Below are 26,529 nucleotides of genomic sequence, written 5' to 3' on the forward strand. Positions count from 1 at the left end.
GAATATATGACATCAGAGCAGAAAATGAATGTTGAGGCGCCGGTTGACATTATCATGCGCCGGATGACGGCCGCGGATAACGCGACTGTCGCCCGGGTGATCCGCCAGGTTTCCGCAGAATATGGCCTGACCGCCGACAAAGGCTACACCGTCGCGGACCCGAATCTCGACGTGCTTTACACGCAATACAGCAAGCCGGGCCACGCGTATTGGGTCGTGGAACTCGATGGCGACGTGGTGGGCGGCGGCGGTATCGCGCCGCTGGCGTGTAGCCAGACGGATATCTGCGAGCTGCAAAAAATGTATTTTCTGCCCGTCGCGCGCGGCAGAGGGCTTGCCAAAAAGCTGGCGCTGCAGGCGCTGGAATTCGCCCGCGCTCAGGGGTATCGCCGCTGCTACCTGGAAACCACCGCGTTTTTAAAAGAGGCGATCGCGCTGTATGAACGACTCGGTTTTACACATATTTCCGAGCCGCTGGGCTGTACGGGGCATGTGGATTGCGAAGTCCGTATGTTAAAAACGCTCTGAAAGAATGAAATAAAAAAGCCGGGCTAACCCGGCTTTTTTTTATTGTTGCATGGAGATACGAATAGCCGGCCCCGCTTTTTCCGGCGGCAGTGCCAGCACGTCGCGCCAGAGTTCCTGCACCATGTTGCAGACCTGTTTTTCCTGGCCAACGCCTTTTTGCGGATCGGTAAAGACGTCAATCGTGTCGCCATATTTTGCCGCCAGCGCCTGGCCAATCGGGGCCAGCGTCTCTTCAGCCAGTTTCTGCTCTTCGCTCGTCACCTTATGCTGGTTCGGGCCGTAGCTTGCTGACAGCAGCTTCATCTCTACGTCCATCCGCTTCGCGATAACCTCTTTCGACAGCATCTGTACCGGGTTTACACCGCCTTTCACCTGCGGCATCAGGAAACGGAAACAGGCGTCGTCGCTGTGCTGCTGCATTTCGCGGGTCTGCTCCATATTGACGCGCATATACGCCATCACGTCACTGTCCGGCGCGAACTGAATGCGCTGCATCTCCAGTTCCGCCATCTGCGCCTGCATCGTGTCGATAATATCCTGCTGCGTTTTGCCCTGCTTCGCCATTTCCACGGCCTGGTTACGCATGCGCGCATAAAACGCCGGATCGTTTTCTTTAATCAGCTTATAGAGCGGCATGCTGTTGAACGCTTCATCAAAGCCCTGCTCCGGCGAGGTTGCCTTGCTGCCTTTAAGCCAGGCGATATCTGCGACATTCCACAGCGCAATGCCGACGACAAATATCGCAATTGCGGCGAGTTTGTTGACTTTGCCTTTTTTATAGAGCGTCGAGGCGACGCCCGCGAGCGCAACGCCAACCACAGCGGAAAGCCAGACATGATGCCAGTTCATTTTTTATCCCTTTGGTATTGATAGTTTTTATATATCCCGCGCGCTTACGCTTGCGCCGGTATGCCGCTGTGAAAACGAAATTCGGCGTCGGGCTGGTTAATCAGCCGTGCTTCCGCTTCGCCCAGCGCCTGTACGCGCGGCGCGATATCTTCCGGTGAAATTCGTTGCGCCAGATCCAGGTAATCCTGATAGTGGCGCGCTTCCGAACGCAGCAACGACAGGTAAAACTTTTGCAAATCGTCATCCAGATACGGCGCCAGCGCGGCGAAGCGCTCACAGGAGCGCGCTTCGATATACGCGCCGCAAATCAGCTTATCGACAAGCGTCGCAGGCTCGTACGTGCGCATTTCGCGCCGCAGCCCGCGCGCGTAGCGGCTGGCGGTAATTTTCACGTAGGGGATGTTACGCGCCTGCATCACTTCGCGCACCTGCCAGAAGTGGTGTAGCTCTTCTTTGATAAGCAGCACCATGCTTTCGATAAGCGTCTGACCCCACGGGTCGTCAGTCTGCGGCATCACGCTTTTACCGATGCGCTTATGCAACGCCAGAAAATCCGGCTCCGGCCCTTCGCGGTAGGTAAAATCTTCATACGGCTTCAGCCAGCCGAGGAGTTCGTCAGAACCACTCTTATCCGCGACATAGCGGCGAATCAGCAGCATCGCGGTTTGCGCGGCTTTCAGCTCGCAGATCATGTGGTCGGTCAGCAGCAGCGGCAGGTTTTCTGGCGCTCTGGCTTCATCTATCCAGGCTTGCGGGGTGGCGCAGTGAAGGAAATTTTTAACGGGGAGAAGGAGTGCGTCGTAATTCATGCGGGGTTCCTGAAATGCGGCAGCGCAGCGCTGCCGCATAATGCGACTTAGTGACGAACGCCGTCGTCGTCTTCATCCATGCCTTCGTCGTCTTCGTCTTCGCCGTCCGGGTCTTCGAAATAGGTGCCCCAGCCGTCATATTCGACATTGAATTTTTCCGCGAGGTTCATCAGCTGTTCAACCTGCGCGTCGATAAGCTCCGGGTTCAGCGCGCATTCGCTCAGCGCGTCGCAGCAGATCACCGTTTCGCCGCCCTCTTCCAGCTCCAGCTCTTCCGGGTCTGTCACTTCATAGCCAAGCTTAAAGACTTCAACCGCCAGTTTCTCCAGCGTATCGAAATCGTCTGCCGAGAAGTGGTGTTCAATGGTGTACAGTGCGTCAGGATCGCTGCCATCTTCAAGCAGCTCTTCAATAATCAGACGCGTCTCTTCGCGCTGCTCTTCCAGTAATTCCGGGTTTGCCATGGCTCGTTCCTCAGTGTGTCGGCAGATACCTTCTATTTTCACACACCATCGGGAATGCCTCCACCTTTCCCCGCAAAGTTTTAACCCGAGGGGTTGCAAATGCATATTCATACATATATGTTGAATTTTAATTCAATAAGTGGCGTTAGCCAGCGAGGGAAACATGACCGCCTTGTATCAAAAATCATTTTTAAAACTGCTCGATTTTACGCCCGCTCAGATCCGTTCATTGCTGGCGCTTTCTGCAAAGCTAAAAAACGATAAGAAAAACGGCGTTGAAGTTCAAAAACTTACCGGAAAAAATATTGCGCTCATCTTCGAAAAAGACTCGACCCGCACGCGATGCTCTTTCGAAGTTGCCGCATATGACCAGGGCGCGCGCGTGACTTATCTTGGCCCGAGCGGCAGCCAGATTGGGCATAAAGAATCAATTAAGGATACCGCCCGCGTGCTGGGCCGGATGTATGACGGCATTCAGTATCGCGGTTTTGGTCAGGAAATCGTCGAAACGCTGGCGCAATATGCTGGGGTGCCGGTGTGGAACGGCCTGACCGACGAGTTTCACCCGACGCAACTGCTGGCGGATCTGCTCACCATGCAGGAGCATCTGCCGGGGAAAACGCTCAATGAGATGACGCTGGTTTACGCAGGCGACGCGCGCAACAACATGGGCAATTCAATGCTGGAAGCCGCTGCGCTGATGGGCCTGGATTTACGTCTTGTCGCCCCGGAAACCTGCTGGCCTGCGCCGGAGCTGGTGACCGAGTGCCAGGCGCTGGCGAAAGAGACTGGCGGGCGTATTACGCTCACCGAAGATATCGCCGCAGGTGTGAAAGGCGCGGATTTCATCTATACCGATGTCTGGGTGTCGATGGGCGAGGCAAAGGAAAAATGGGCGGAGCGTATCGCGCTGCTGCGCGCATATCAGGTTAACAGCCAGATGCTGGCGCTTACCGGCAACCCGAACGTCAAATTCCTGCACTGTTTGCCGGCGTTTCATGACGATCAGACGACGCTCGGTAAGCAGATGGCACAGGAATATGGCCTCAAAGGCGGCATGGAAGTGACCGACGAGGTGTTTGAGTCGCCCCACAGTATCGTGTTCGATCAGGCCGAAAACCGGATGCATACGATCAAAGCGGTGATGGTCGCGACGCTTTCGCAGTAAACGCACCCGCGATAGCCCAATGGTGGATGCGACGCGCTTACCCTTCTGCAAAACGACAAACCGGAACGCACTATAATGACGGCGGGTAAGCGCACGCGCCCCCGCCTGGTTGGCTTCTGGCGCGTCCCCCCTGGAAACCCCTTACTCCATTAACATTTTCACCACGACTTTGCGTACCGGCGCTGGATCGCCAACCGCGCACAGCGGCTTGTGTACTTCGCCCGGCCAGAAAATCACGAAATCGCCCTCTTCCAGCACCACCGTCTTCTCCTGCGCGCCTGCGGGCAGGAAGGCGATATCTTTATCCGCAAGCCAGTCGGTCTCGGGTACGCCCGGCGGCAGGGTACTGAAAGTCATCCCCTCGCGGCCCGCCAGCACAATCTGGATATCCAGATAACGCGCGTGATACTCGGCGCGGCGGTCCACCAGCGGCTCTGTCGTATCTTCCGAAAGCAGGAAGAACAGCCGGTTGCCATCAAGATCGTATTTACCCGGCGCGGTCTGCGTCGTGACCTGTTGCTTCACCTGCTCAATAGCCTCGCGGAACGGCGCAGGCAGCCAGGCGCCCAGCGCGTGAATATTACCGATAATCATCGCCAACTCCTTATGTAAAACAGCGTTTCATTTTTACGTGTTATACGAGGAATCGCGTCGGTTCGCCACCGCTTTTTCGAGGAAACCTGCTCTGACGCATAGTTATCGCACCAGCCGTTACGGGCTTGTTAATGCGCGCCCGACATTTATGCAGCATTTATGCATAACCCTGACGAATATAATTTGCAGCTTCATTACAGGCCCTTGTTTTAACAGCGTTTATGATAAAAAAGGCGATGCCGTCACGTTTTGCTTACCGTGCAGGCAGGCGCGATGGCGCCATAATTATTTGTCCTATTTTTCATAGCCACAAATAAACTTGCGAAGTTATCGCATAATAATATTCAGCGTTAATAAAAATCATTATTTATCAAAATTTTAAATTATTGGGCGCGAATTAATCATAAACAATTTATTAACACGCCTGCATAAGACCTGCATTTTCTGCGTAGCGATTCATATCACCCGATGAATTAATTAAAGTTTCCATGAAATAAATCATCATTACGGCGGAATAATGGCCAAACCTTAATTGACGTGACTTTCATCACAAAGTTAAACCTGTGCTCTATTACTATTTATTCCGAATTCAATATGCACGGTAACCGGTTATGCGAACACCTGTCGCATAACGCCACCTTTTTTATTCTGAAATCAGCAAGGGATAAATATGGAAAAGCATTACGTGGGATCGGAAATTGGCCAGTTACGCAGCGTGATGCTGCACCGACCTAATTTAAGTCTGAAACGACTGACGCCATCTAATTGTCAGGAATTACTTTTTGACGATGTATTATCGGTAGAGCGTGCGGGCGAAGAACATGACATTTTCGCCCGCACATTGCGTGACCAGGGCGTCGAAGTATTATTACTGACGGATCTTCTTACCCGCACGCTGGATATCCCTGAGGCCAAAGCCTGGCTGCTGGAGACCCAGGTTTCCGAATACCGCCTCGGCCCTTCTTTCGCCTCGGACGTGCGCGGCTGGCTTGCCGATTTACCCCACCGGGAGCTGGCGCGGCGCTTAAGCGGCGGTCTGACATTCAGCGAAATCCCCGCCTCTATTCATAATATGGTGGTGGATACCCACGGCGCCCATGATTTTATTATGGAGCCGCTGCCTAATCATTTATTCACTCGCGACACCTCCTGCTGGATATATAACGGCGTGTCGATTAACCCAATGGCCAAACAGGCACGCCAGCGCGAGACCAATAATCTTCGTGCGATTTATCGCTGGCATCCGGCTTTCGCTGACGGCGAATTTATAAAATATTTTGGCGACCAGAACATTAATTACGACCACGCCACGCTGGAAGGCGGCGATGTATTAGTGATTGGTCGCGGCGCGGTGTTAATCGGCATGTCTGAGCGCACTACGCCGCAGGGTGTGGAATTCCTGGCCAGCGCCCTGTTTAACCACCAGCAGGCGACGCGCGTGATTGCCGTGGAATTACCAAAACACCGCTCCTGTATGCATCTCGATACCGTGATGACGCATATCGATGTCGACACCTTCTCCGTTTACCCCGAAGTGGTACGTCCCGACGTGAAATGCTGGACCTTAACGCCGGACGGGCGCGGCGGTCTCGCGCGCCGGGAGGAGAAAAGCCTGGTGCATGCGCTGGAGCAGGCGCTCGGGGTCGATCGCATCACGCTTATCACCACTGGCGGCGACGCCTTTGAAGCCGAGCGCGAGCAGTGGAACGACGCCAATAACGTGCTGACCGTGCGCCCCGGCGTCGTGATTGGCTATGAGCGCAACATCTGGACCAACGAGAAATATGACAAGGCCGGCATCACCGTGCTGCCCATTCCTGGCGACGAGCTGGGCCGTGGACGCGGCGGCGCCCGCTGCATGAGCTGCCCGCTGGAACGCGACGGCATTTAAGGAGAACACCATGGAAATGAAACCCACGCTGGTCGTGGCGCTTGGCGGCAACGCGCTGCTGAAACGCGGCGAACCGCTGGAAGCCGATATTCAGCGCCATAACGTCGAGCTTGCGGCGCGCACCATCGCGCAGCTCACCGGTGAGTGGCGCGTGGTGCTGGTGCACGGCAACGGGCCGCAGGTCGGACTGCTGGCGCTGCAAAACAGCGCCTACCTTAACGTCACGCCCTATCCGCTCGATATTCTGGGCGCCGAAAGCCAGGGGATGATCGGCTATCTGCTCCAGCAGTCGCTGAAAAATGCGCTGCCGGAACGCGAGGTGAGCGTGCTGCTGACTCAGGTGACGGTAGACGACGCCGACCCGGCGTTTGCAAACCCGACCAAATACATCGGCCCGGTGTATGACAAAGCCCAGGCGGACCGGCTTGCCGCGGAAAAAGGCTGGACGATGAAAGCCGACGGCGCGTATTTCCGCCGCGTGGTGCCCTCGCCGCAGCCGCAACGGATTGTCGAGAGCGACGCCATTGAGGCGCTTATCGCCCGCGATCATCTGGTTATTTGCAATGGCGGCGGCGGCGTGCCGGTGGTGGAGAAAGCCGACGGTTACCACGGCGTCGAAGCCGTTATCGATAAAGACCTCTCAAGCGCCCTGCTGGCGCGCCAGCTTCACGCCGACGCGCTGCTGATCCTGACCGACGCCGACGCGGTGTATCACGACTGGGGCAAACCGACCCAGCGGCCGCTGACGCACGTCACGCCCGCGCAGCTTGCTGAGCTGCGCTTCGATGCAGGCTCGATGGGGCCGAAAGTGGCGGCGTGCTGCGCCTTTGTCCGGCAGTGCGGCGGTATCGCCGGGATCGGCGCGCTGGCTGACGGCCCGGCGATACTCGCGGGCGATAAAGGCACGCTGATCCGCCAGTAAATGGCGCCTCTCTCTTTGACACAAAAAGGATTTCCTCATGACTATCAACCTGAAAAACCGTAATTTCCTGAAGCTGCTTGATTACACCCCGGCGGAGATCCAGTACCTCATCGATCTCGCTATGCAACTCAAAGCCGACAAAAAAGCCGGACGCGAAAAGAAAACGCTGGTCGGCAAAAATATCGCGCTGATTTTCGAAAAAACCTCCACCCGCACCCGCTGCGCGTTTGAAGTCGGCGCGTTCGACCAGGGCGCGCAGGTCACCTACATCGGGCCGAGCGGCTCGCAGATAGGCCATAAAGAGTCGATGAAAGATACCGCGCGCGTCCTGGGCCGCATGTATGACGGTATCGAGTATCGCGGCTACGGTCAGGCGATTGTCGAGGAGCTGGGCGAATTCGCGGGCGTGCCGGTGTGGAATGGCCTTACCAACGAATTTCACCCGACGCAAATTCTGGCGGATCTAATGACCATGCTGGAACATTCGCCAGGCAAAACGCTCCCGCAGATCCGCTTCGCCTATCTCGGCGACGCGCGCAACAACATGGGCAACTCGCTGATGGTGGGCGCCGCGAAAATGGGCATGGAGATCCGCCTCGTGGCCCCAAAAGCCTTCTGGCCGGAAGAGGAGTTAGTCGAACAGTGCCGCGCCATCGCCGCGCAAACCGGCGCGCGCATCATCCTCACGGAACATGTCGATGAAGGCGTGGACGGCGTCGATTTTCTTTATACCGACGTCTGGGTATCGATGGGCGAGCCGAAAGAGGCCTGGGCCGAGCGTGTCGCGCTGATGAAGCCCTACCAGATCAATCAGGCGGTCATAAAAGCGACCGGCAACCCGAACGTCAAATTTATGCACTGCCTGCCGGCGTTTCATAACGAGCACACCACCGTGGGCCGCGAGATTGAAGCCGCCTACGGCCTGAAAGGGCTGGAGGTGACGGAAGAGGTGTTCGAGTCGCCCTGCTCCATCGTGTTTGACGAGGCGGAAAACCGCATGCACACCATCAAAGCCGTGATGGTGGCGACGCTTGGCGAATAACCCCTGCGGGCGCGCCGCCCGCGCGCCCGTTGCTTCGGAGAGATCTCATGCACAGATTTAAATTCCCTTCCGCTTACACGATTTTATTTGTGCTTATCGCGCTGGTGGCGGCGCTGACCTGGGTAGTGCCCGCCGGAAAATATCAGATGGCAATGAACGACACGCTCGGCAAAGAGGTGCCGGTCGCGGGCACGTACGCCCCTGTCGAGGCGCATCCGCAGGGCATTAACGCCGTTCTGCTGGCGCCAGTGGATGGCCTTTACAACCATGTCACCTACGCCGCAGGCGCCATCGACGTGGCGCTGTTTGTGCTGATCATCGGCGGCTTTCTGGGCGTGGTGAATAAAACCGGCGCCATTGATGCCGGGATCGAGCGCGTCACCGAGCGCCTGCACGGCAAAGAAGAGTGGATGATCCCCATTCTGATGGCGCTGTTCGCCGCAGGCGGCACCATCTATGGTATGGCGGAGGAGTCGCTGCCGTTTTATACGCTGCTGGTGCCGGTAATGATGGCCGCGCGTTTTGATCCGCTGGTCGCCGCCGCCACCGTGCTGCTTGGCGCAGGCATCGGCACGCTCGGCTCCACCATTAACCCCTTCGCGACGGTGATCGCCGCCAACGCCGCAGGCATTCCGTTCACCAGCGGAATCGGGCTGCGCGTGGCGCTGCTGGTTATCGGCTGGGTTATCTGCGTGGTGTGGGTGATGCGCTACGCGCGGCGCGTGCGCCAGGAGCCGTCTTCGTCTGTCGTGGCGGATCTGATTGAGACCAACCGCGCGCATTTTCTGGGTAACCAATCCGGCGACAGGATCCCGTTCACCGCCACACGCAAAGTTATTCTGGTGATCTTCGCCGCCTCGTTTGCCGTGATGATTTACGGCGTAGCGGTGCGCGGCTGGTGGATGGGCGAAATTTCCGGCGTGTTCCTCGCCGCGGCCATTATTACCGGCGTCGTGGCGCGCATGAGCGAAGAGGCTTTTACCAGCACCTTTATCGATGGCGCGCGGGACTTGCTCGGCGTGGCGCTGATTATCGGGATTGCGCGCGGCATCGTGGTGGTGATGGATAACGGCATGATCACGCACACCATTCTGCACAGCGCCGAAAACCTGGTGACCGGGCTCTCCACCACGGTTTTTATCAATGTCACGTACTGGCTCGAAGTGCTGCTCTCGTTCCTGGTGCCGTCGTCATCGGGCCTCGCGGTGCTGACGATGCCCATCATGGCCCCGCTCGCCGATTTCGCCCACGTGGGCCGCGACCTGGTGGTTACCGCCTATCAGTCGGCTTCCGGCATCGTCAATCTCATTACGCCGACGTCAGCGGTCGTGATGGGCGGCCTCGCTATCGCCCGCGTGCCGTATGTGCGTTATCTGAACTGGGTCGCCCCGCTCATTCTCATCCTGACGGTGTTGAACATGGCCGCGCTCAGCCTCGGCGCGCTGTTTTAGCGATTCATGGCGTCGCGGCGGTGTCAATCGCGGGCGTTGCGCCGCATGAAACGCCTCCCATTTTTGTAAAAGCCCGTTGTTTATCCGTCTGTTATGGTTCCCCCGGCGACGGGCCGGGAAAACAATATCGTTTTTCTTCAGCTTTCAACAAGGTAAGGAGTGATGGTCCATGAAGGATTACGGTGATTATTCCGGGAAAGAGCAGCAGCAGATGGCGGTGTGCCAGCGGCTTATCAGCAATAAAACCTACTGCTCTCAGGAGGAGATCCGGCGCGATATGCAGCGCCAGGGGTTTAACAATATCAGCCAGTCCTCGGTCTCACGCCTGCTGAAACTGCTGGGTGTGATTAAAATCCGCAACGCCAAAGGACAAAAAATTTATTCCCTGAACCCCCTGTTGCAGCCCGCGCCTGACGCGGCGCGCGCTATCTCGGAAATGGTGGTGAGCGTGGAACATAACAGCGAGTTTATCCTTGTCCATACGGTGGCGGGCTACGGTCGCGCGGTAGCGAAAGTGCTGGATTATCATGCGCTGCCGGAGATCCTGGGCGTGGTGGCGGGCAGCAGTATCGTCTGGATAGCGCCGCGCGACGTGAAGCGCACGGCGCTGATACACAAGCGCATTAATTACTTACTTGGAATGCATTAATATTCACAGCAATCGATTCCTGGCGACAAAGCGTGCATTTCCTGCTTGTCAGCCAATCGCACTTGCGTATAATGCCGGGCAATTTGCCGGAGGGAAGCATGGTCCAGTGTGTTCGACAATTTGTCTTACCGCGTCGTCAGAAAGCTGACGGCCAGGCCGTTGCTCTTTCCGTTCCAGAATTGCTGATAAAAGCCCCTCAATGAGGGGCTTTTTTTTGTCCAGCGTTTGTCCGCCGGCCTGAAGAGGAGACAGAAATGGCTAATCCGCTTTATCAAAAACACATTATTTCCATCAACGATCTCAGCCGCGCCGAGCTTGAGCTGGTGCTGGAGACGGCGGCGAAGCTCAAGGCGAACCCGCAGCCGGAACTTTTGAAGCATAAAGTGATCGCCAGCTGCTTCTTCGAAGCCTCCACCCGCACCCGCCTGTCGTTTGAAACCTCCATGCACCGCCTGGGCGCGGCGGTGGTCGGTTTCTCCGACAGCAGCAACACGTCGCTTGGCAAAAAGGGCGAAACCCTGGCGGACACGATTTCGGTTATCAGCACCTATGTGGATGCCATCGTGATGCGTCACCCGCAGGAGGGCGCGGCGCGTCTCGCCACTGAGTTTTCCGGCGGCGTGCCGGTGCTGAACGCGGGCGACGGCGCCAATCAGCACCCGACGCAGACGCTGCTTGATCTCTTTACCATTCAGGAGACTCAGGGGCGGCTGGAAAACCTTACCATCGCGATGGTCGGCGATCTGAAATATGGCCGCACGGTCCATTCACTGGCCCAGGCGCTGGCGAAATTCAACGGCAACCGCTTCTGCTTTATCGCGCCGGACGCGCTGGCGATGCCGCAATACATCCTCGATATGCTGGATGAAAAAGGCATCGCCTGGAGCCAGCACGGCGCCATTGAGGATGTGGTGCAGGAGGTGGATATCCTCTACATGACTCGCGTACAGAAAGAGCGCCTCGACCCGTCCGAATACGCCAACGTGAAGGCGCAGTTTGTGCTGCGCGCCGCCGATCTTCAGGGGGCGCGCGCCAACATGAAAGTGCTGCACCCGCTGCCGCGCATCGATGAAATTACAACCGACGTGGATAAAACGCCGCACGCCTGGTATTTCCAGCAGGCGGGCAACGGCATTTTCGCCCGTCAGGCGCTGCTGGCGCTGGTACTGAATCGCGATTTAGATCTGTAAGGAGAAGCCCATGACCCATGACAACAAACTTCAGGTAGAAGCCATTCGCCGCGGTACGGTGATTGACCATATCCCGGCGCAGGTCGGCTTCAAGCTGCTTTCCCTGTTTAAGCTTACCGAAACGGATCAGCGCATCACCATCGGTCTGAACCTGCCCTCCGGCGAGATGGGGCGTAAAGATCTGATTAAGATTGAAAACACCTTCCTGACCGAGGAGCAAGTCAACCAGCTCGCGCTCTACGCGCCGCAGGCGACGGTGAACCGCATTGACGATTACGAGGTGGTGGGCAAGAGCAAACCGAGCCTGCCGGATCGCATCGAAAATGTGCTGGTCTGCCCGAACGGCAACTGCATCAGCCGCATCGAGCCAGTGTCGTCGAGCTTCGCGGTAAAAACCCGCGGCGAGGCGGTGCAGCTGAAGTGCAAATATTGCGAGAAAGAGTTCGCCCGCCACGTCGTGCTGGCGGATTAATTGTGGCTGGCAAAGGCCTTACGGCTCCCTATAATGAGCGGGAGCCTTACCGCTGTTAACTTCAGGAGAAATTATGTCCCGCACTATCGCCACGGAAAATGCACCCGCCGCTATCGGCCCTTACGTTCAGGCTGTCGATTTGGGCAACATGGTTATCACCTCCGGGCAGATCCCGGTTGATCCGAAATCCGGCAGCGTGCCGGACGACATCGCCGCTCAGGCGCGCCAGTCGCTCGATAACGTGAAAGCGATTATCGAAGCCGCGGGCCTGAAGGTGGGCGATATCGTGAAAACCACGGTATTCGTGAAAGATCTGAACGATTTCGCCACGGTTAACGCGACTTATGAAGCGTTTTTCACCGAGCATAACGCCACCTTCCCGGCGCGTTCCTGCGTGGAAGTGGCCCGTCTGCCGAAAGATGTGAAAATCGAAATCGAAGCGATCGCCGTTCGTCGCTAAGCGCCGCTGCCGTGAAAAGAAAAAGCACCGCGAGCGGTGCTTTTTTTATGGCCTTAGCGCGCCGCTTTTTTCGTTTTCGCCAGCGCCTGACGCTGATGGCTGACCGGCGTGTGTGTGGTTAATGCCGGCTGGGTTTTGCGGTACTGACGCTTCGCCGCGCGCATCTCCTCTATCGTCGGCGCAGGCACCAGGCAGTCGCGACGCCCGCCTATCAAATGCTTTTTGCCCATCGCTTCCAGCGCCTCGCGGATAAGCGGCCAGTTGGCCGGATCGTGATAGCGCAACAGCGCTTTATGCAGGCGGCGCTGGCGGTCGCCTTTCGGTACTACCACCTCTTCGCTCTTGTAGCCGATTTTCCCGAGCGGGTTTTTACCGGTGTAATACATGGTGGTCGAGTTGGCGAGCGGCGACGGATAAAAGTTCTGCACCTGATCGAGCCGGAAGCGGCGCTGTTTGAGCCACAGCGCCAGATTGACCATGTCTTCGTCGCGTGTGCCGGGGTGTGCGGAGATAAAGTACGGGATCAGATACTGCTCTTTTCCCGCCTGTTTCGAGTAGGTGTCGAAGAGTTGTTTAAAGCGATCATAGCTCCCCATACCTGGCTTCATCATTTTCGACAGCGGCCCCGCTTCGGTGTGCTCCGGCGCTATCTTCAGATAACCGCCGACGTGGTGCGTCGCCAGCTCTTTGATATAGCGCGGATCCTCCACCGCCAGATCGTAACGCACGCCGGAGGCGATCAGGATCTTCTTGATGCCTTTCAGATCGCGCGCGCGGCGGTACAGGTTGATCGTCGGGGTATGATCGGTATCCATATGCGGGCAAATATCCGGGTAGACACACGACAGGCGGCGGCAGGTCTGCTCAGCGCGCGGCGAGGTGCAGCGCAGCATATACATGTTGGCCGTCGGCCCGCCGAGATCGGAAATCACGCCGGTAAAACCGGGCACCGCATCGCGGATCGCCTCGATCTCATGAATGATGGAGTCTTCCGAGCGACTCTGGATAATGCGCCCTTCATGCTCGGTAATGGAGCAGAACGAACAGCCGCCGAAGCAGCCGCGCATGATATTCACCGAAAAACGGATCATCTCATACGCCGGAATGCGCTTATTGCCGTAAGCCGGATGCGGCACACGCTGGTACGGCAGCGCGAACACGCTGTCCATCTCTTCGGTCGAGAGCGGAATCGCGGGCGGGTTGATCCAGATATAGCGGTCGCCGTGCTTTTGCATCAGCGCACGCGCGCAGCCGGGGTTGGTTTCGTGGTGCAGAATGCGCGAGGCGTGCGCGTACAGCACTTTGTCGCTTTTCACTTTTTCATAAGACGGCAGCAGCACGTAGGTTTTCTCCCACGGCTTCGGGCGCGGCGGCTGTACGGTGACGCTTTTCGCCGCCGGTTTCTCTGGTTTGTTGCCGTCGGCGCAGGGCAGATCGTCGCCGTAAGGATGCGGGATCGGATCGATTCGCCCCGGCGTGTCGAGGCGGGTTGAGTCCACTCCCGCCCAGCCCGGCAGCGCTTCTTTGAGCATAATCGCCGTATTGCGCACCTCGCGGATCGCGCTGATCGGCTCGCCCATCGCCAGACGGTGCGCCACTTCCACCAGCGGGCGCTCGCCGTTGCCGAAAATCAGCATGTCGGCTTTGGAATCCACCAGCACCGAGCGGCGCACCGTATCAGACCAGTAATCGTAATGCGCGGTGCGGCGCAGGCTCGCTTCAATACCGCCCAGGATAACCGGCACATCGCGCCAGGCCTCTTTGCAGCGCTGGGTATAGACCAGCGTGGCGCGATCCGGGCGCTTCCCCGCCTCGTTATCCGGCGTGTAAGCGTCGTCGTGGCGCAGTTTGCGATCCGCTGTGTAACGATTGATCATCGAATCCATATTCCCGGCGGTCACGCCGAAAAACAGGTTCGGTTTGCCAAGCCGCATGAAGTCGTCTTTGGTGTTCCAGTCCGGCTGCGCAATGATCCCGACGCGAAAGCCCTGCGCCTCCAGCATACGGCCGCAAATGGCCATGCCGAAACTGGGGTGGTCAACATAGGCGTCGCCGGTGACAAGAATAATGTCGCAACTGTCCCAGCCGAGCAGGTCCATCTCCTCGCGCGACATCGGTAAAAAGGGCGCAGGCCCAAAGCAGGCCGCCCAATACTGGGGCCAGGAGAACAGATCGCGATCCGGCTGGATCAGGCTCAGGGAACTCATAGTGCTTCCGGAAAATGGCAAAAAATCGACAAAGGGCGGCGATTATACGTCCGAAAGCAACAAAAAAAGAAGGGTTATTCTGCGGAAAAAAGCATCGCGCCCGTTCCCGCAGTGGGGCTCGCTTATTTACTGTGCCAGTAGGCTGCCGCGCGCATCAGCTGGGCGTTGACGCGCCCTTCAAACGTCTCGCTTAACTGCTTAACGGCTCTGCCTTCGCCGGTTATCCACAGGTAATAATCCTCCTGCGGCACGGTCAGCGCGGCGAGTTTTGTTGCGACCGCCTGGGTGTCATGGCCGATAACCCACTGAATATTAAATTCGTCGAGGTGCGCCAGGTAGCCCTTCAGCGATTCGTCAGACACTGTCACCATCGCTTCGACATGTACCGGTTTGGGCTGCGCGCGGAGCGCTTCCAGACGGCGGCGCAGCGCCGGCATGCCGGATTCATCGCACACATAAAGCTGCCAGGCGTAATCTTCCGGCACCACCAGCGAGCCGCGCGGCCCGCCGATGAACAGCGTGTCGCCAGGCTTTGCGGCCACGGCCCAGTCGCTCGCCACGCCGGATTCGTGCACATAAAAATCGAGCGTCAGCTGCTGGCGCGCCTCGTCAAAGAGCGGCGTGTAGTCGCGTGACGGCGGACGCACGTCGCCTGCCCAGACGATGCCCTCATCCGTTACCTCTGGCGGCACAAACGGCACGCCGTCCTGCGGGAAGAACACTTTGACATGATCGTCGAAACCGCGAGAGCTGAAGCCCGCGAGCGATTCGCCGCCGAACACGACACGCTGAAAACCACTGACGCGTTCGCTCTCAAGCACGGTAAGTTCACGAAAACGCAGCTCGTTACGGACGCGCTGCGGAAATTGAGTTCTCTGATTCATCATCAACCTGCCAACGTAAACGGTAAATTCGATATATCTAAATTTTCGTAAATGATAATGATTGCCAACAACGGAAATGGCAAGTGATTTTTAGATACTCCGTGCAAAAAGCGCACAGCGCGCAAAAAAACCTTTTTAACCATTAATAATCAAATAATTAAAAAATCATATTTTCTTTTTGAGACTCCTGTCGCTAAAAAAGATATAGTTAAGATATATCTGTTATTACCGGAGAACCTGCCATGCGCTCAGACGATCGCCCCGCTTCACACGCCCGCCGCGAAGGCCGGCACGGCTCGGATGGTCACCGCCGCCCCCGTTTTTTTGGCAATGGCGAGCTGCGCCTGGTGATGCTGGATATCCTGTGCGGCGGCGCAAGCCACGGCTATGAGCTGATCAAAGCCATCGAAACGCTCACCGCCGGTCACTACGCGCCAAGCCCTGGCGTGGTCTACCCGACGCTCGATGCGCTGGAGGCGCAGGGGTTTATCGTGCTGCATGAAGAGGAAAATGGCCGCAGGAAGATAGCGATCACCGATGCGGGCCGCGCGTGGCTTGCAGAAAACCGCGAGGCGCTTACCCATATTCAGACGCGCATGCGGGCGCGCGCCATTGGTCATCAGTTGCGTAAAGATCCGCAGATGAAACGGGCGCTCGACAATATGAAAGCGGTGCTGGATTTAAAAGTGAACCAGGCGCAAATCAGCCCGGAGACGTTAAAGCAGATTATCGGGATTATCGACCGCGCGGCGCTGGAGATTTCGCAGCTCGATTAAGGAAAACGGCGGTGACAGGCCACCGCCGTCGGGTCATCAGGCGCTGAGACGGAACACTTTAACCATCTCTTTTAAGTTATGCGCCTGGTCATTCAGGGAGGATGCCGCCGCTACGGATTCTTCCACCAGCGCGGAGTTCTGCTGCGTGGTGGTGTCAATCATGCCGATGGCGCTGTTGATCTGCGAAATGCCGTCGGTCTGTTCGCGGCTCGCCTGAGCGATTTCGCGCAGGATGGCGTCCATTTCGTCAACGTTCGTCACCATGCCGTTTAGCAGGCCGCTCGCCTTCTCGACGAGTTCCATCCCCTCACGCGTCTGGCCGGTAGAGTCTTCAATCAGCGCGCGAATTTCGCTCGCCGATGACGCGCTCTTCTGCGCAAGCTGGCGCACTTCCCCCGCCACCACGGCAAAACCGCGCCCGTGTTCGCCTGCTCGCGCCGCTTCCACCGCAGCGTTCAGCGCCAGAATGTTGGTCTGGAACGCAATGGCGTCAATCAGATTGATAATGTCAGACATCCGATCCGAGGTGCCGCGAATGACGCGCATTTTATCCGTCACCTGCTGCATCATTTCGCCGTTGCGTTTCACCACGCTCGCCGCGTCGGATGAGAGCCGCGTCGCTTCGCTGGTGTTATCAGCGGTGTTTTTAACGGTCGAGGTGATCTGCTCCATCGAGGCGGCGGTCTGCTCTACGGAGCTTGCCTGCTCTTCGGTACGCGCCGCCAGATCCTGGTTGCCCGCAACAATCTGCGACGCGGCGCTGGAGATGCTTTCAGCGCTGTACTGCACCTCCTGCACAATCGCCTGCAGACGCTGCTTCATGTCCATCAGCGCGTGCAGCAGCACGCCCGTTTCGTCGCGACTCTTCACCTCAACCGAATGGGTCAGATCGCCTTCGGCAATCGCGCCGGCAAAGCGCACCGCCTGACCGAGCGGGCGCGTAATCGCGCGCACGATAAGCCAGCCCATCAGCGAGCCCAGCACGACGCACAGCAGCGTCAGCCCAACCAGCATGGCGCGGTTGCTGCGGAAATCTTTCGCGACCGTCACGCCCGCCTCACGCATATGGCTGTCCTGAATCTTAATCAGCGCCTGCACCCGCGATTTGTACTCTTCCTGGAGTTGCAGCGTAGTGGACATCATCTCCTCCATCGCCGCATTGCGGTCGTTACGCTTCACCGCATCGAGAATGCGAAAGCGCGAGGCCAGATATTGCTTACGCACATCGGCAATCTGCGCCAGCGCCTGACGCGAGGCGTCATCGGTCAGCGTGTTATTCAGATCCGTCAGCAGCGCGCTGATACGACCGCTAATCGCGCTCAGTTGCGCCTGCGACTGCTGCGTCCAGCGCTGATTCTCGTCCATCAGCATTAATTGCTGCGTGCTGACGAAGCTCTGGAAATTCTCAATAAGCTGATTGGCTTTGACGGTAGTGGGATAATCCTTAACCACAATCTGCTGAATATTATTATTCGCCTGGCTAAGACTACCGAGCGATAAACTGGCGCTGATGAGTAGAAGAACAATAAAGAAAGCAAAAGCGAAAATAAGCTTGGTGCGGATTTTTATATCGCGGATGGACATATTCACTCCGTTGAACGGGTTATTTAACGCTGGCGAAACGGAAATCGCAGCAATGGATAACGTGACCCACCGAACCTCCGTGGATCGACAAAAGTCGTTATCGTCCGCCCGTTTTGTAACTTTATGAGTTTGATCGTTTTTCTCTTTGATAAACCTAATAAACAATAGCCATTAACTATTAATAAGCAGGGATTGATCGGCCAAATGTGCGCCAGATCACTTAATCGCGCAATTAACTACAGGGTGCCTGCCGCGGTTTTTTGAAGGGGTTCAGGAAGATGGGAAAAGTTATTGAAAAATAAGGGTTAATTTAAAAACATTTACTTAATTAATTATTAACAAAAAATCAACATTATTGCCAGCAGCCAAAAGCGCACAAAAAGACAAATTTAAAGCGAGGGACATGCAGAAAAAAGGCGGCTCTGCGCCGCCTTTTACCGCGACATTAATGCAATACCGTCACCGCGTCCTGCAAACGGCCGGCGCGATGTTTCACCATCGACGACACCTGCGCGCTCTCTTCCACCAGCGCCGCGTTTTTGCGGGTAATGGCATCCAGCTCCGCGACGGCGCGAGTGAGATCGGAAAGCCCGTCGGCCTGTTCAGTGGTCGCCTGGCTTATCTGGCCGATTAAGCGCGTGACGTTCTCCACCTGGTTGACGATATCCTGCATCGTGCGGCCCGCCTCATGCACCTGCACCGTACCGGATTCCACCTTGCTGGCGCTGGCATCGATAAGCTTGCGGATATCATTGGCGGCATTGGCGCTGCGGTTCGCCAGATGACGCACCTCGCCTGCCACCACGGCAAAGCCCTTGCCCTGCTCGCCCGCGCGCGCCGCTTCCACGGCGGCATTGAGCGCCAGGATATTGGTCTGAAACGCGATATCGTTAATCAGCGCGGTGATGGAGCCGATGCGCTGTGTACTGTCGGCAATCTCATCCATCGTGTTCACCACGGTTTCCATCGTCTGTCCGCCGAGACGCGCCGCGTCGCTCGCCTCGCTGGAGAGCTTATCCGCCGCCGCCGCGGTGGCGGAGTTGTTCTGCACCGACGCCGCCATCTGGTTCATGGTGGTGACGGTCTGCTGCACATTGACCACCGTCTGACGGGTGCGCTCGTTAAGATCGTCATTGCCGCGCGCCAGCGTTTCACTGCCGCTGCGTACGTTGTTCACCTGCCCTGACACGTCATTCATCAGCCAGCGGCACATTAATCCAAGCTGGCCGATAGCGCGCAGCGTCACGCCAACTTCATCGATGCGGTGACGATGCTCAATGCTTTGCGACTCCCCGGTGGCGATGCGCAGCGCCTGTCGCGCGACATCCTCCACCGGGCGGACAATCTGCCACTCCAGCGCCGCGCCGCCGATAAGCAGCATTACCGCCGCCGTCAGTACCGGTGCCAGCAGCGGCGTGCCGGTGCACGCCATCACCGCCGTCCAGGCGATAAACAGCGCGGCCATCACGCCGCGAAGACGCCAGCGCAGCGGCAGCGCAGGCAGTTTGCCCCACCAGCCGTTACGCAGCACCAGTCCTTTAAACAGGCGACGCGGCTTGCGGCCTTCACGCAGGGCTTTATAAAGCGGCTCCACTGCCGCTATCTCCTGCGCGCTGGCTTTGGTGCGAATCGACATATAGCCCGTCGTTTTGCCGCCGCGCACCATCGGGGCGACGTTGGCGCGCACCCAGTAGTGATCGCCGTTTTTGCAGCGGTTTTTCACGATCCCGGTCCAGGGCTCGCCCTGTTTCAGCGTGAACCACATATCGGCGAACGCGGCTTTCGGCATATCCGGGTGGCGCACCATATTGTGTGGGCTGCCGGTGAGCTCCTGAATCGTATAGCCGCTGACGTCAACGAAATCGTCGTTAGCGTGCGTGATATAGCTTTGCAGATCGGTGGTGGACATGAGCGTGGTGTCGTTAGCGAGCGCAACATCGCGCTGCGTAACGAACGGCTGAGAAGACATAACGGCGTCCTTAGGCAGGTTATCCAATTGTTACTCTTTTTTCTGCTTTGTTATGTCGGCGATATATAAATTATCTTTAGCTGTTAAATTCGATTCAGCTCGCAATTTGCGCGTTTGCCCGTTATTTTTTATGTCCTCCGTCGATAATTTACCATCGCGATAATTTACTTAAGTGAATAGTGCGTTTTTATTATTCCAGCGTTTCCAGCGCAATATCGTTATGTGCCAGGATACAGCGGTTGCGACCACTATTTTTTCCGAAATACATGGCTTTATCTGCACGACCTATCGCCTCATGCAATGTCTCTTGCGCCAGGACGCGGGTAAGGCCGCCGGTCGCCGTAACGCATAGCGTGTCGCCGTTAACGGCGAGCGGCTGGCAACGCAGGCTGTCGCAAAAACGGACACCCGCACGGGCTGCGGCGTGTGGGGTTTCAGCCTCCAGCAGCGCGATAAACTCTTCGCCGCCGAAGCGATACACCCGTTCGCCAGGGCGCGCGGCGCTTTTCAGGCGCTGGGCTACCTGGCGCAACACATCGTCACCGGCGTTATGCCCGAGTGTGTCATTCACCTTTTTGAAGCGGTCGATATCAATAATCAGCAGCCACAGCGTCTCTTCACGCGCGCGGACATGGAGAAACGCGAAATCGTCATACAACAGGTGGCGCAACGGAAGGCCGGTCAGCGCGTCATGCAGGTTACGCAGCGAGATCAGCTGCTGGCGGTAGTCATCCACGCTCGCCACGAACTGCTGCTGCGCCGCGTGATAAGCATACAAAGAAGCGGAATCGACCTGTTTATCGGCGATAGCCTGTATTAACACACGCGCTTTGCCGTGCATGTTTTTATGCGTGTCGTTAATGGTATCGATAAATCGGGTGTGCCGGGCCGCAATATTATCCCGTGAGGTTAACCACTGACAAAAGCGACAATAGTGATGAGACTGCGGATGAATAAAAGCATCATCCGGCTCGCTGCCTAATAATGCCAGCTCCAGGAATTTACCCGTCCACGCATAATGTAATTGAACGGCCTGGTTTAATTCTTTTAATGATAAATCGATCTGTTCTAAATCCATGCTGACCTCGTCAATCCAAAATCGCCGGCGTTATCCAAAAGCGTCAGAGCATAATAAATGACGTTAAAAACCGCCTGGCGATAAATCAGTAAATAGCGCGATAGTTCCGGGGCGACCTGATTTCAAGGAATTATATAAAGAAACGCATCGGGTGAAATATCCGCCCACGCGGATGCGCGATGACAGCGCGCCGTCGCCCCATTCTGGTGCAATGCGGCTCGAACCCGCCTGCGACGCCTGCGTCAGCGGCAGCATGAAGCGCCGCAAAGCATTTTTAAGAATGATTTCATGCCGCGCCCCCTGAGGCTTCACAGCGGTTTATCCCGATTTTCGCGCTTTATGCCGGGGTGGCGCAAAGGCTGCAATACTTATCATCGGTATCATGTGATACGCGATCCAAAGGGGCTCATTTTGAACAGGTTACCTAACAGCGCCTCGGCTCTTGCCTGTACCGCGCACGCACTGAATCTCATCGAAAAGCGCACGCTGACGCATGAGGAGATGAAAGCACTTAACCGGGAGGTGCACGACTACTTCCAGCAGCATGTGAATCCAGGGTTCTTAGAGTATCGAAAATCAGTCACCGCTGGCGGGGATTACGGAGCCGTAGAGTGGCAGGCGGGAGGTCTTAATACGCTTGTCGACACCCAGGGACAGGAGTTCCTCGATTGTCTGGGTGGGTTTGGCATTTTTAACGTGGGGCACCGTAATCCAGTTGTCGTATCCGCCGTAGAGAATCAGCTCGCCAAGCAGCCTCTGCACAGCCAGGAACTGCTCGATCCGCTAAGAGCCATGCTCGCCAAAACCCTCGCCGCGCTGACGCCCGGCAAACTCAAATACAGTTTCTTCTGCAACAGCGGTACGGAATCGGTCGAGGCGGCGATCAAACTCGCCAAAGCGTATCAGTCGCCGCGCGGTAAATTCACCTTTGTAGCGGCCAGCGGTGCCTTTCACGGTAAATCGCTCGGCGCGCTCTCCGCCACCGCGAAAGCGGCATTTCGCAAACCGTTTATGCCGCTGCTGCCAGGCTTTCGCCATGTGCCCTTCGGCAATATCGACGCGCTGCGCGAGCTGCTGAGTGAATGCAAAAAAACCGGCGATGACGTGGCGGCCGTGATCCTGGAGCCGATTCAGGGCGAAGGCGGGGTGATCCTGCCGCCGCCGGGCTACCTGCCTGCGGTGCGTAAACTGTGCGATGAGTATGGCGCGCTGCTGATCCTTGATGAAGTGCAGACCGGTATGGGCCGCACCGGCAAGATGTTCGCCTGCGAGCATGAAAATGTGCAGCCGGACATTCTGTGTCTCGCCAAAGCGCTGGGCGGCGGCGTGATGCCGATTGGCGCGACGGTCGCGACGGAAGAGGTGTTCTCGGTACTGTTCGATAACCCGTTTCTGCACACCACCACGTTTGGCGGCAACCCGCTCGCCTGCGCGGCGGCGCTCGCCACCATTCACGTGCTGCTGGAAGAGAACCTGCCCGCCCAGGCGGAGCAGAAAGGCGACATGCTGCTGGACGGCTTCCGCCAGCTCGGACGTGAATACCCGCAGCTGGTACAGGAAGCGCGCGGTAAAGGCATGCTGATGGCGATTGAATTTGTCGATAACGAAACCGGCTACCGTTTCGCGAGCGAGATGTTCCGCCAGCGCGTGCTGGTGGCAGGCACGCTCAATAATGCCAAAACCATTCGCATTGAGCCGCCGCTGACGCTCACTATCGAGCAGTGTGAACAGGTGCTCGCCGCCGCCCGCACGGCGCTGAAAACCCTCAGCACCACGCCAAGCGACGCGGCCATCGCCGTCGAAAGCTAACCCGCAGGCAGCGCGTCGTCACCCACAAGGGCCGACGACGCGACGCCTTTCCCGCGCCCCGGAAATTTGATTGCCATCACAATCAGCAGATTGTCTTTTTCCCTTTTGCCCGGCGATCGCTTAATCATTAACTCATCCGACCACATAACAATTATTTTACACTGGATGAGTGCAATTATGAGCTACCCGTCGCTGTTCGCCCCGCTCGATCTGGGCTTCACCACGCTTAAAAACCGCGTCCTGATGGGCTCCATGCATACGGGGCTTGAGGAGCATCCGGACGGCGCACAGCGGCTGGCGGCGTTCTATGCCGAGCGCGCCCGTCACGGCGTGGCGCTGATTGTCACCGGCGGCGTGGCACCCTCGCCTTCCGGTGTGGCGATACAGGGCGGCGCGGTGCTTAACGACGCAAGCCTTCTCCCCCATCACCGTATCATTACCGACGCGGTACACCGCGAGGGCGGCAAGATCGCGCTGCAAATCCTGCACACCGGGCGTTACAGCTATCAGCCGCATCCCGTCGCCCCCTCGCCCCTTCAGGCGCCGATTAACCGTTTTACGCCCCATGAACTCTCTCATGACGGGATCCTCGGCTTAATCGAGGATTTCGCGCAGTGTGCGTCTCTGGCCCGTGAGGCCGGTTACGACGGCGTGGAGATCATGGGCTCGGAAGGCTATCTGATAAACCAGTTTCTGGCGGCGCGCACCAATCAGCGCGAGGATGAATGGGGCGGCGATTACGCGCGCCGGATGCGTTTTGCCGTCGAGGTCGTGCGCGCGGTGCGCGAGCGCGTGGGCCAGGATTTCATCATTATTTACCGCCTGTCGATGCTGGATCTGGTCGAAGGCGGGTCGACGTTCGCCGAAACCGTACAGCTTGCAAAAGCCGTCGAGGCGGCAGGCGCGACGCTGCTCAATACCGGTATCGGCTGGCACGAGGCGCGTATTCCCACCATCGCCACGCCGGTGCCACGCGGCGCCTTCACGTGGGTGACGCGTAAACTGCGCGGGCAGACTAGTCTGCCGCTGGTGACAACCAACCGCATTAACGATCCGCACGTCGCGGAGGCGATCCTCGCGGCGGGCGATGCCGATATGGTGTCGATGGCGCGTCCGTTTCTCGCCGATGCCGAACTGCTCTCCAAAGCCGCCAGCGGGCGCGAGACGGAGATCAACACGTGCATCGGCTGCAACCAGGCGTGCCTCGACCAGATTTTCGCCGGCAAAGTGACCTCGTGCCTGGTGAATCCGCGCGCCTGCCATGAGACGCAAATGATAGCCGCTCCTGCCCGCGCCCCGAAACGGCTGGCGGTGGTGGGTGCCGGCCCCGCCGGGCTCGCGTTCGCGGTGAATGCCGCGCAGCGCGGCCATCAGGTGACGCTGTTTGACGCGAGTGCGGAGGTAGGCGGGCAGTTTAATATCGCGAAGCAGATCCCCGGCAAAGAGGAGTTTTACGAGACGCTGCGCTATTTTCGGCGGATGCTGGAGGTGACCGGCGTGACGCTGCGCCTGAATGAATGGGCCACGCCTGAGACGCTGGCGGGGTTTGATGAAATCGTGCTGGCGACGGGTATTGTGCCGCGCGTGCCGCAGATAGAGGGCATCACTCACCCGAAGGTGCTGACGTATCTCGATGTGCTGCGCGATAAAACCCCGGTAGGCCAGCGGGTGGCGATTATCGGCTGCGGCGGTATCGGCTTTGATACCGCGATGTACCTGAGCCAGCCGGGGGAAGCCACCAGCCAGAATATCGCCGAGTTTTGCGTGGAATGGGGCATCGACACCAGCCTGAACGCGCCTGGCGGCCTGCGCCCGGAAGGGCCGGTATTGCCGAAAAGCCCACGACAGATAGTGATGTTGCAGCGCCGGGCGGGCAAACCCGGTGACGGCCTCGGTAAAACCACCGGCTGGATCCATCGCGCGACGCTGCTGGCGCGCGGCGTGAAGATGGTCGCGGCGGTGAGCTATGAGCGTATCGACGAGCGCGGGTTGCATATTCTGGTCAACGGCGAGCCGCAGTTGCTGGAAGTGGATAATGTCATTATCTGCGCCGGTCAGGAGCCGCAGCAGGCGCTGGCGGCGCCGCTACGCGCGGCAGGGAAACCGGTGCATCTGATTGGCGGTTGCGATGTGGCGCTGGAGCTTGACGCCCGCCGCGCCATCGCCCAGGGCACGCAGCTGGCGCTGGCGATTTAAGGGAAAACCTGACGGCGGGTGCGCTGCGCTTACCCGCCCTACGATTGAGGCTCCCTCATAGGATGTAGGGTGGGTAAGCGAAGCGCACCCACCGTTTTTTCCACCCGCCACAAAGCGGACGCCCGGGGGATGGTTTTACTCCGGCTAAAAAAATCGGCCCATGAGGGCCGATTTCCGCCGGGAGCCGGGATTGCAAAGGGGGCGGCGGCGAGCCCCCTTTGCACGTTCGCGTGAGAGAAGCGCGCATAGAAACGCGGCGTGATGGCGAACGGAACGTGTTCACCGCGCGCACATATTTCCTTCACTCCGACACGGCGGATGCGCCTTCGCTTACCCGCCTACAGAGCCACAACGGCGGGCGTGCCCTTACCGGCTCTTACGCAGCTTCACCGCTTTCAAGACCACAAACTTATTGTTGGTCGCGATGGTCGTGCAATTGCCGAAAATCTTCTTCAGCTTGCGGAAATAATCGAGATGGCGGTTGCCGACGATGCGCAGCTCGCCGCCCCATTTCAGGCAGCGGCGGGCATCCTGAAACATCTGCCAGGCGATATGATCGGTAATGGCGTGCTGCTGATGAAACGGCGGGTTGCAGAGCACCGCTTGAAAGCTTTCCGGCTCAACGCCCGTCAGCGCGTTATTGACCTGGAAATCGCAGCGCGCGAGCGCGTCCGGCTGGTTGCTTTCAACATTCAGTCGGCTTGAGGCGACCGCCATATACGACTCGTCGACAAACCGCACCCGCGCCTGCGGGTTCTGCGCCAGGAGCGTCATACCGATAACGCCGTTGCCGCAGCCGAGATCCACCATCTCCCCTTCCACCGCTTCCGGCAGATGCTGCATAAAGAAGCGCGCGCCAATATCCAGGGATGCGCGGGAAAACACGCTGGCGTGGTTATGAATCGTCCACGGGGTGCCGTCGAGTTTCCAGCTTAAGGTCTCGGGCGCGTCGTCAAGCGCCGGGGCAGTGAACGCGCAATGGATCAGACGCGCCTTTTTCCAGGCGAGCGTCGTGGTCGTCGACCCTAAAATGCTCTCAAACAGCGCAAGCGTAGAGTTATGAATATCGCGCGCTTTGGCGCCCGCGATAATGCGCGTTTGCGGCGTCGCAACCTTGCGCAGCGCACGCAACTGTTGCTCCAGCAGCGCGAGCTGTTTGGGGATTTTTATTAACACCAGCGCCGGCGCGGCGGGCAGCGGGCTCAGGCTGTCCTGCATCGTCACCCGTGATTCGTCGATATCATTCAGGCGCAGGTTATGGCGCGTGGCCTGATGCGCGATAAAGGAGTCGTTGATGCTGACCGGGCGGGTGTGCGCAAGCGCGCAGGCGAGCGCGCCGAAGCTGTCGTTGAAAATCAGCACCGGGCCGGTGGGCTGTTCAACCTGTTGCAGCAGGTATTCATCCGCCGCTTCCCAGGCCTGCAGCGGCGTCTCTTCCGGCATTGGCGGAAAACGCTGCAGCGTCAGTGTTTGATTAAGTAACTCCACCTGGCTCATCGGCCCTCCCGAATGGTAAAATCCGCGCGTTTTATCCCTT

24 protein-coding genes are annotated in these 26,529 nt (G+C 57.9%); 13 read left to right on the forward strand and 11 right to left on the reverse strand.

Annotated elements, in window-relative coordinates; translation table 11 throughout:
• Nucleotides 1-24: 24 nt before the first annotated feature.
• Nucleotides 25-528 carry a GNAT family N-acetyltransferase gene (locus BJP61_RS18850; protein ID WP_038865317.1) on the forward strand — a complete coding sequence of 168 codons (504 nt, stop codon included), beginning with the start codon at nucleotides 25-27 and terminating at the stop codon, nucleotides 526-528.
• A gap of 39 nt (nucleotides 529-567) precedes the next feature.
• Here BJP61_RS18850 and BJP61_RS18855 read toward each other — a convergent pair whose 3' ends face one another.
• From BJP61_RS18855 to rraB, 3 genes are read right to left on the reverse strand one after another with little or no spacing between them, the layout of a single operon-like run.
• Nucleotides 568-1,377, reverse strand: coding sequence for a hypothetical protein (locus BJP61_RS18855; protein ID WP_075192524.1), 810 nt, complete (start codon nucleotides 1,375-1,377; stop codon nucleotides 568-570).
• A gap of 44 nt (nucleotides 1,378-1,421) precedes the next feature.
• Nucleotides 1,422-2,186: a tRNA isopentenyl-2-thiomethyl-A-37 hydroxylase MiaE gene (gene miaE / locus BJP61_RS18860; RefSeq protein ID WP_171999060.1), complete on the reverse strand. Its 765-nt coding sequence runs from the start codon at nucleotides 2,184-2,186 to the stop codon at nucleotides 1,422-1,424.
• Nucleotides 2,187-2,233: 47 nt separating this feature from the next.
• On the reverse strand, nucleotides 2,234-2,650 hold the full coding sequence (gene rraB / locus BJP61_RS18865) for a ribonuclease E inhibitor RraB (protein ID WP_038865322.1): 417 nt from the start codon (nucleotides 2,648-2,650) through the stop codon (nucleotides 2,234-2,236).
• 163 nt (nucleotides 2,651-2,813) lie between these two features.
• Between rraB and argF (BJP61_RS18870) the strand changes: the two genes are divergently transcribed.
• Nucleotides 2,814-3,818, forward strand: coding sequence for an ornithine carbamoyltransferase (gene argF / locus BJP61_RS18870; RefSeq protein WP_171999062.1), 1,005 nt, complete (start codon nucleotides 2,814-2,816; stop codon nucleotides 3,816-3,818).
• Nucleotides 3,819-3,959: 141 nt separating this feature from the next.
• Here the strand turns inward: argF (BJP61_RS18870) and BJP61_RS18875 are convergent, their stop codons facing one another.
• Nucleotides 3,960-4,412, reverse strand: coding sequence for a YhcH/YjgK/YiaL family protein (locus tag BJP61_RS18875; RefSeq protein WP_171999064.1), 453 nt, complete (start codon nucleotides 4,410-4,412; stop codon nucleotides 3,960-3,962).
• A gap of 670 nt (nucleotides 4,413-5,082) precedes the next feature.
• On the opposite strand from BJP61_RS18875, the gene arcA reads away from it, so the two are divergent.
• From arcA to ridA, 8 genes are all read left to right on the forward strand, one after another.
• Nucleotides 5,083-6,303 carry an arginine deiminase gene (gene arcA / locus BJP61_RS18880; RefSeq protein ID WP_075192520.1) on the forward strand — a complete coding sequence of 407 codons (1,221 nt, stop codon included), beginning with the start codon at nucleotides 5,083-5,085 and terminating at the stop codon, nucleotides 6,301-6,303.
• A 10-nt stretch (nucleotides 6,304-6,313) separates the two neighbouring features.
• Entirely contained in the window at nucleotides 6,314-7,225 is a 912-nt protein-coding gene (arcC, locus tag BJP61_RS18885) for a carbamate kinase (protein WP_171999066.1), read from the forward strand.
• A gap of 37 nt (nucleotides 7,226-7,262) precedes the next feature.
• On the forward strand, nucleotides 7,263-8,267 hold the full coding sequence (gene argF / locus BJP61_RS18890; RefSeq protein WP_171999068.1) for an ornithine carbamoyltransferase: 1,005 nt from the start codon (nucleotides 7,263-7,265) through the stop codon (nucleotides 8,265-8,267).
• Nucleotides 8,268-8,314: 47 nt separating this feature from the next.
• Nucleotides 8,315-9,718 (forward strand): YfcC family protein, encoded by a 1,404-nt coding sequence (locus BJP61_RS18895; protein WP_171999070.1) that lies wholly within the window; start codon nucleotides 8,315-8,317, stop codon nucleotides 9,716-9,718.
• 169 nt (nucleotides 9,719-9,887) lie between these two features.
• Nucleotides 9,888-10,367 (forward strand): ArgR family transcriptional regulator, encoded by a 480-nt coding sequence (locus BJP61_RS18900; protein WP_038865338.1) that lies wholly within the window; start codon nucleotides 9,888-9,890, stop codon nucleotides 10,365-10,367.
• 254 nt (nucleotides 10,368-10,621) lie between these two features.
• Nucleotides 10,622-11,557, forward strand: coding sequence for an aspartate carbamoyltransferase (pyrB, locus tag BJP61_RS18905; RefSeq protein ID WP_038865340.1), 936 nt, complete (start codon nucleotides 10,622-10,624; stop codon nucleotides 11,555-11,557).
• Nucleotides 11,558-11,567: 10 nt separating this feature from the next.
• Entirely contained in the window at nucleotides 11,568-12,029 is a 462-nt protein-coding gene (pyrI, locus tag BJP61_RS18910) for an aspartate carbamoyltransferase regulatory subunit (RefSeq protein ID WP_038865342.1), read from the forward strand.
• 73 nt (nucleotides 12,030-12,102) lie between these two features.
• Entirely contained in the window at nucleotides 12,103-12,489 is a 387-nt protein-coding gene (gene ridA / locus BJP61_RS18915) for a 2-iminobutanoate/2-iminopropanoate deaminase (protein WP_004388683.1), read from the forward strand.
• Nucleotides 12,490-12,542: 53 nt separating this feature from the next.
• Here ridA and BJP61_RS18920 read toward each other — a convergent pair whose 3' ends face one another.
• Both BJP61_RS18920 and BJP61_RS18925 read right to left on the reverse strand, forming a co-directional pair.
• Nucleotides 12,543-14,696: a YgiQ family radical SAM protein gene (locus BJP61_RS18920; protein ID WP_171999074.1), complete on the reverse strand. Its 2,154-nt coding sequence runs from the start codon at nucleotides 14,694-14,696 to the stop codon at nucleotides 12,543-12,545.
• Between the two features lie 122 nt (nucleotides 14,697-14,818).
• Entirely contained in the window at nucleotides 14,819-15,583 is a 765-nt protein-coding gene (locus BJP61_RS18925) for a siderophore-interacting protein (protein ID WP_275940622.1), read from the reverse strand.
• Between the two features lie 239 nt (nucleotides 15,584-15,822).
• Between BJP61_RS18925 and BJP61_RS18930 the strand changes: the two genes are divergently transcribed.
• Entirely contained in the window at nucleotides 15,823-16,356 is a 534-nt protein-coding gene (locus tag BJP61_RS18930; protein ID WP_171999078.1) for a PadR family transcriptional regulator, read from the forward strand.
• A gap of 36 nt (nucleotides 16,357-16,392) precedes the next feature.
• On the opposite strand, the gene BJP61_RS18935 is transcribed toward BJP61_RS18930, so the two are convergent.
• The 4 genes from BJP61_RS18935 to BJP61_RS18950 all read right to left on the reverse strand — a co-directional run bounded on the left by BJP61_RS18935 (nucleotide 16,393) and on the right by BJP61_RS18950 (nucleotide 21,299).
• Nucleotides 16,393-17,940, reverse strand: a complete 1,548-nt coding sequence (locus BJP61_RS18935) for a methyl-accepting chemotaxis protein (RefSeq protein WP_038865350.1) — start codon at nucleotides 17,938-17,940, stop codon at nucleotides 16,393-16,395.
• Between the two features lie 445 nt (nucleotides 17,941-18,385).
• Entirely contained in the window at nucleotides 18,386-19,909 is a 1,524-nt protein-coding gene (locus tag BJP61_RS18940; protein ID WP_161579897.1) for a PAS domain-containing methyl-accepting chemotaxis protein, read from the reverse strand.
• A 190-nt stretch (nucleotides 19,910-20,099) separates the two neighbouring features.
• Entirely contained in the window at nucleotides 20,100-20,987 is an 888-nt protein-coding gene (locus BJP61_RS18945) for a diguanylate cyclase (protein WP_171999080.1), read from the reverse strand.
• A gap of 63 nt (nucleotides 20,988-21,050) precedes the next feature.
• On the reverse strand, nucleotides 21,051-21,299 hold the full coding sequence (locus tag BJP61_RS18950; protein ID WP_171999082.1) for a hypothetical protein: 249 nt from the start codon (nucleotides 21,297-21,299) through the stop codon (nucleotides 21,051-21,053).
• 99 nt (nucleotides 21,300-21,398) lie between these two features.
• Here BJP61_RS18950 and ygjG point away from each other — a divergent pair, with 99 nt between their 5' ends.
• Nucleotides 21,399-22,796 (forward strand): putrescine aminotransferase, encoded by a 1,398-nt coding sequence (ygjG, locus tag BJP61_RS18955; protein WP_071603741.1) that lies wholly within the window; start codon nucleotides 21,399-21,401, stop codon nucleotides 22,794-22,796.
• A 177-nt stretch (nucleotides 22,797-22,973) separates the two neighbouring features.
• Nucleotides 22,974-24,992, forward strand: coding sequence for an NADPH-dependent 2,4-dienoyl-CoA reductase (locus BJP61_RS18960; protein ID WP_171999084.1), 2,019 nt, complete (start codon nucleotides 22,974-22,976; stop codon nucleotides 24,990-24,992).
• Nucleotides 24,993-25,358: 366 nt separating this feature from the next.
• Here BJP61_RS18960 and rlmG read toward each other — a convergent pair whose 3' ends face one another.
• The gene (rlmG, locus tag BJP61_RS18965; RefSeq protein WP_171999086.1) at nucleotides 25,359-26,489 is read right to left on the reverse strand and encodes a 23S rRNA (guanine(1835)-N(2))-methyltransferase RlmG; all 1,131 of its coding nucleotides are present in this window, start codon (nucleotides 26,487-26,489) and stop codon (nucleotides 25,359-25,361) included.
• Between the last annotated feature and the right edge of the window lie 40 nt (nucleotides 26,490-26,529).

Origin of the sequence: Cronobacter sp. JZ38, from assembly GCF_008932145.1 — a bacterium.
Taxonomy (GTDB): domain Bacteria; phylum Pseudomonadota; class Gammaproteobacteria; order Enterobacterales; family Enterobacteriaceae; genus Cronobacter; species Cronobacter muytjensii.

Excerpts from the sequence above, each read along its gene's own strand:
- BJP61_RS18945 (WP_171999080.1), bottom strand. The coding sequence starts at position 20,987 with ATGGATTTAGAACAGATCGATTTATCATTAAAAGAATTAAACCAGGCC.
- BJP61_RS18960 (WP_171999084.1), top strand. The coding sequence starts at position 22,974 with ATGAGCTACCCGTCGCTGTTCGCCCCGCTCGATCTGGGCTTCACCACG.
- arcA (WP_075192520.1), top strand. The coding sequence starts at position 5,083 with ATGGAAAAGCATTACGTGGGATCGGAAATTGGCCAGTTACGCAGCGTG.
- BJP61_RS18925 (WP_275940622.1), bottom strand. The coding sequence starts at position 15,583 with ATGATGAATCAGAGAACTCAATTTCCGCAGCGCGTCCGTAACGAGCTG.
- ridA (WP_004388683.1), top strand. The coding sequence starts at position 12,103 with ATGTCCCGCACTATCGCCACGGAAAATGCACCCGCCGCTATCGGCCCT.
- BJP61_RS18895 (WP_171999070.1), top strand. The coding sequence starts at position 8,315 with ATGCACAGATTTAAATTCCCTTCCGCTTACACGATTTTATTTGTGCTT.
- BJP61_RS18930 (WP_171999078.1), top strand. The coding sequence starts at position 15,823 with ATGCGCTCAGACGATCGCCCCGCTTCACACGCCCGCCGCGAAGGCCGG.
- argF (WP_171999062.1), top strand. The coding sequence starts at position 2,814 with ATGACCGCCTTGTATCAAAAATCATTTTTAAAACTGCTCGATTTTACG.
- BJP61_RS18900 (WP_038865338.1), top strand. The coding sequence starts at position 9,888 with ATGAAGGATTACGGTGATTATTCCGGGAAAGAGCAGCAGCAGATGGCG.
- arcC (WP_171999066.1), top strand. The coding sequence starts at position 6,314 with ATGGAAATGAAACCCACGCTGGTCGTGGCGCTTGGCGGCAACGCGCTG.
- argF (WP_171999068.1), top strand. The coding sequence starts at position 7,263 with ATGACTATCAACCTGAAAAACCGTAATTTCCTGAAGCTGCTTGATTAC.
- BJP61_RS18875 (WP_171999064.1), bottom strand. The coding sequence starts at position 4,412 with ATGATTATCGGTAATATTCACGCGCTGGGCGCCTGGCTGCCTGCGCCG.
- miaE (WP_171999060.1), bottom strand. The coding sequence starts at position 2,186 with ATGAATTACGACGCACTCCTTCTCCCCGTTAAAAATTTCCTTCACTGC.
- BJP61_RS18935 (WP_038865350.1), bottom strand. The coding sequence starts at position 17,940 with ATGTCCATCCGCGATATAAAAATCCGCACCAAGCTTATTTTCGCTTTT.
- rraB (WP_038865322.1), bottom strand. The coding sequence starts at position 2,650 with ATGGCAAACCCGGAATTACTGGAAGAGCAGCGCGAAGAGACGCGTCTG.
- BJP61_RS18920 (WP_171999074.1), bottom strand. The coding sequence starts at position 14,696 with ATGAGTTCCCTGAGCCTGATCCAGCCGGATCGCGATCTGTTCTCCTGG.
- pyrB (WP_038865340.1), top strand. The coding sequence starts at position 10,622 with ATGGCTAATCCGCTTTATCAAAAACACATTATTTCCATCAACGATCTC.
- pyrI (WP_038865342.1), top strand. The coding sequence starts at position 11,568 with ATGACCCATGACAACAAACTTCAGGTAGAAGCCATTCGCCGCGGTACG.
- BJP61_RS18855 (WP_075192524.1), bottom strand. The coding sequence starts at position 1,377 with ATGAACTGGCATCATGTCTGGCTTTCCGCTGTGGTTGGCGTTGCGCTC.
- BJP61_RS18940 (WP_161579897.1), bottom strand. The coding sequence starts at position 19,909 with ATGTCTTCTCAGCCGTTCGTTACGCAGCGCGATGTTGCGCTCGCTAAC.
- rlmG (WP_171999086.1), bottom strand. The coding sequence starts at position 26,489 with ATGAGCCAGGTGGAGTTACTTAATCAAACACTGACGCTGCAGCGTTTT.
- BJP61_RS18850 (WP_038865317.1), top strand. The coding sequence starts at position 25 with ATGAATGTTGAGGCGCCGGTTGACATTATCATGCGCCGGATGACGGCC.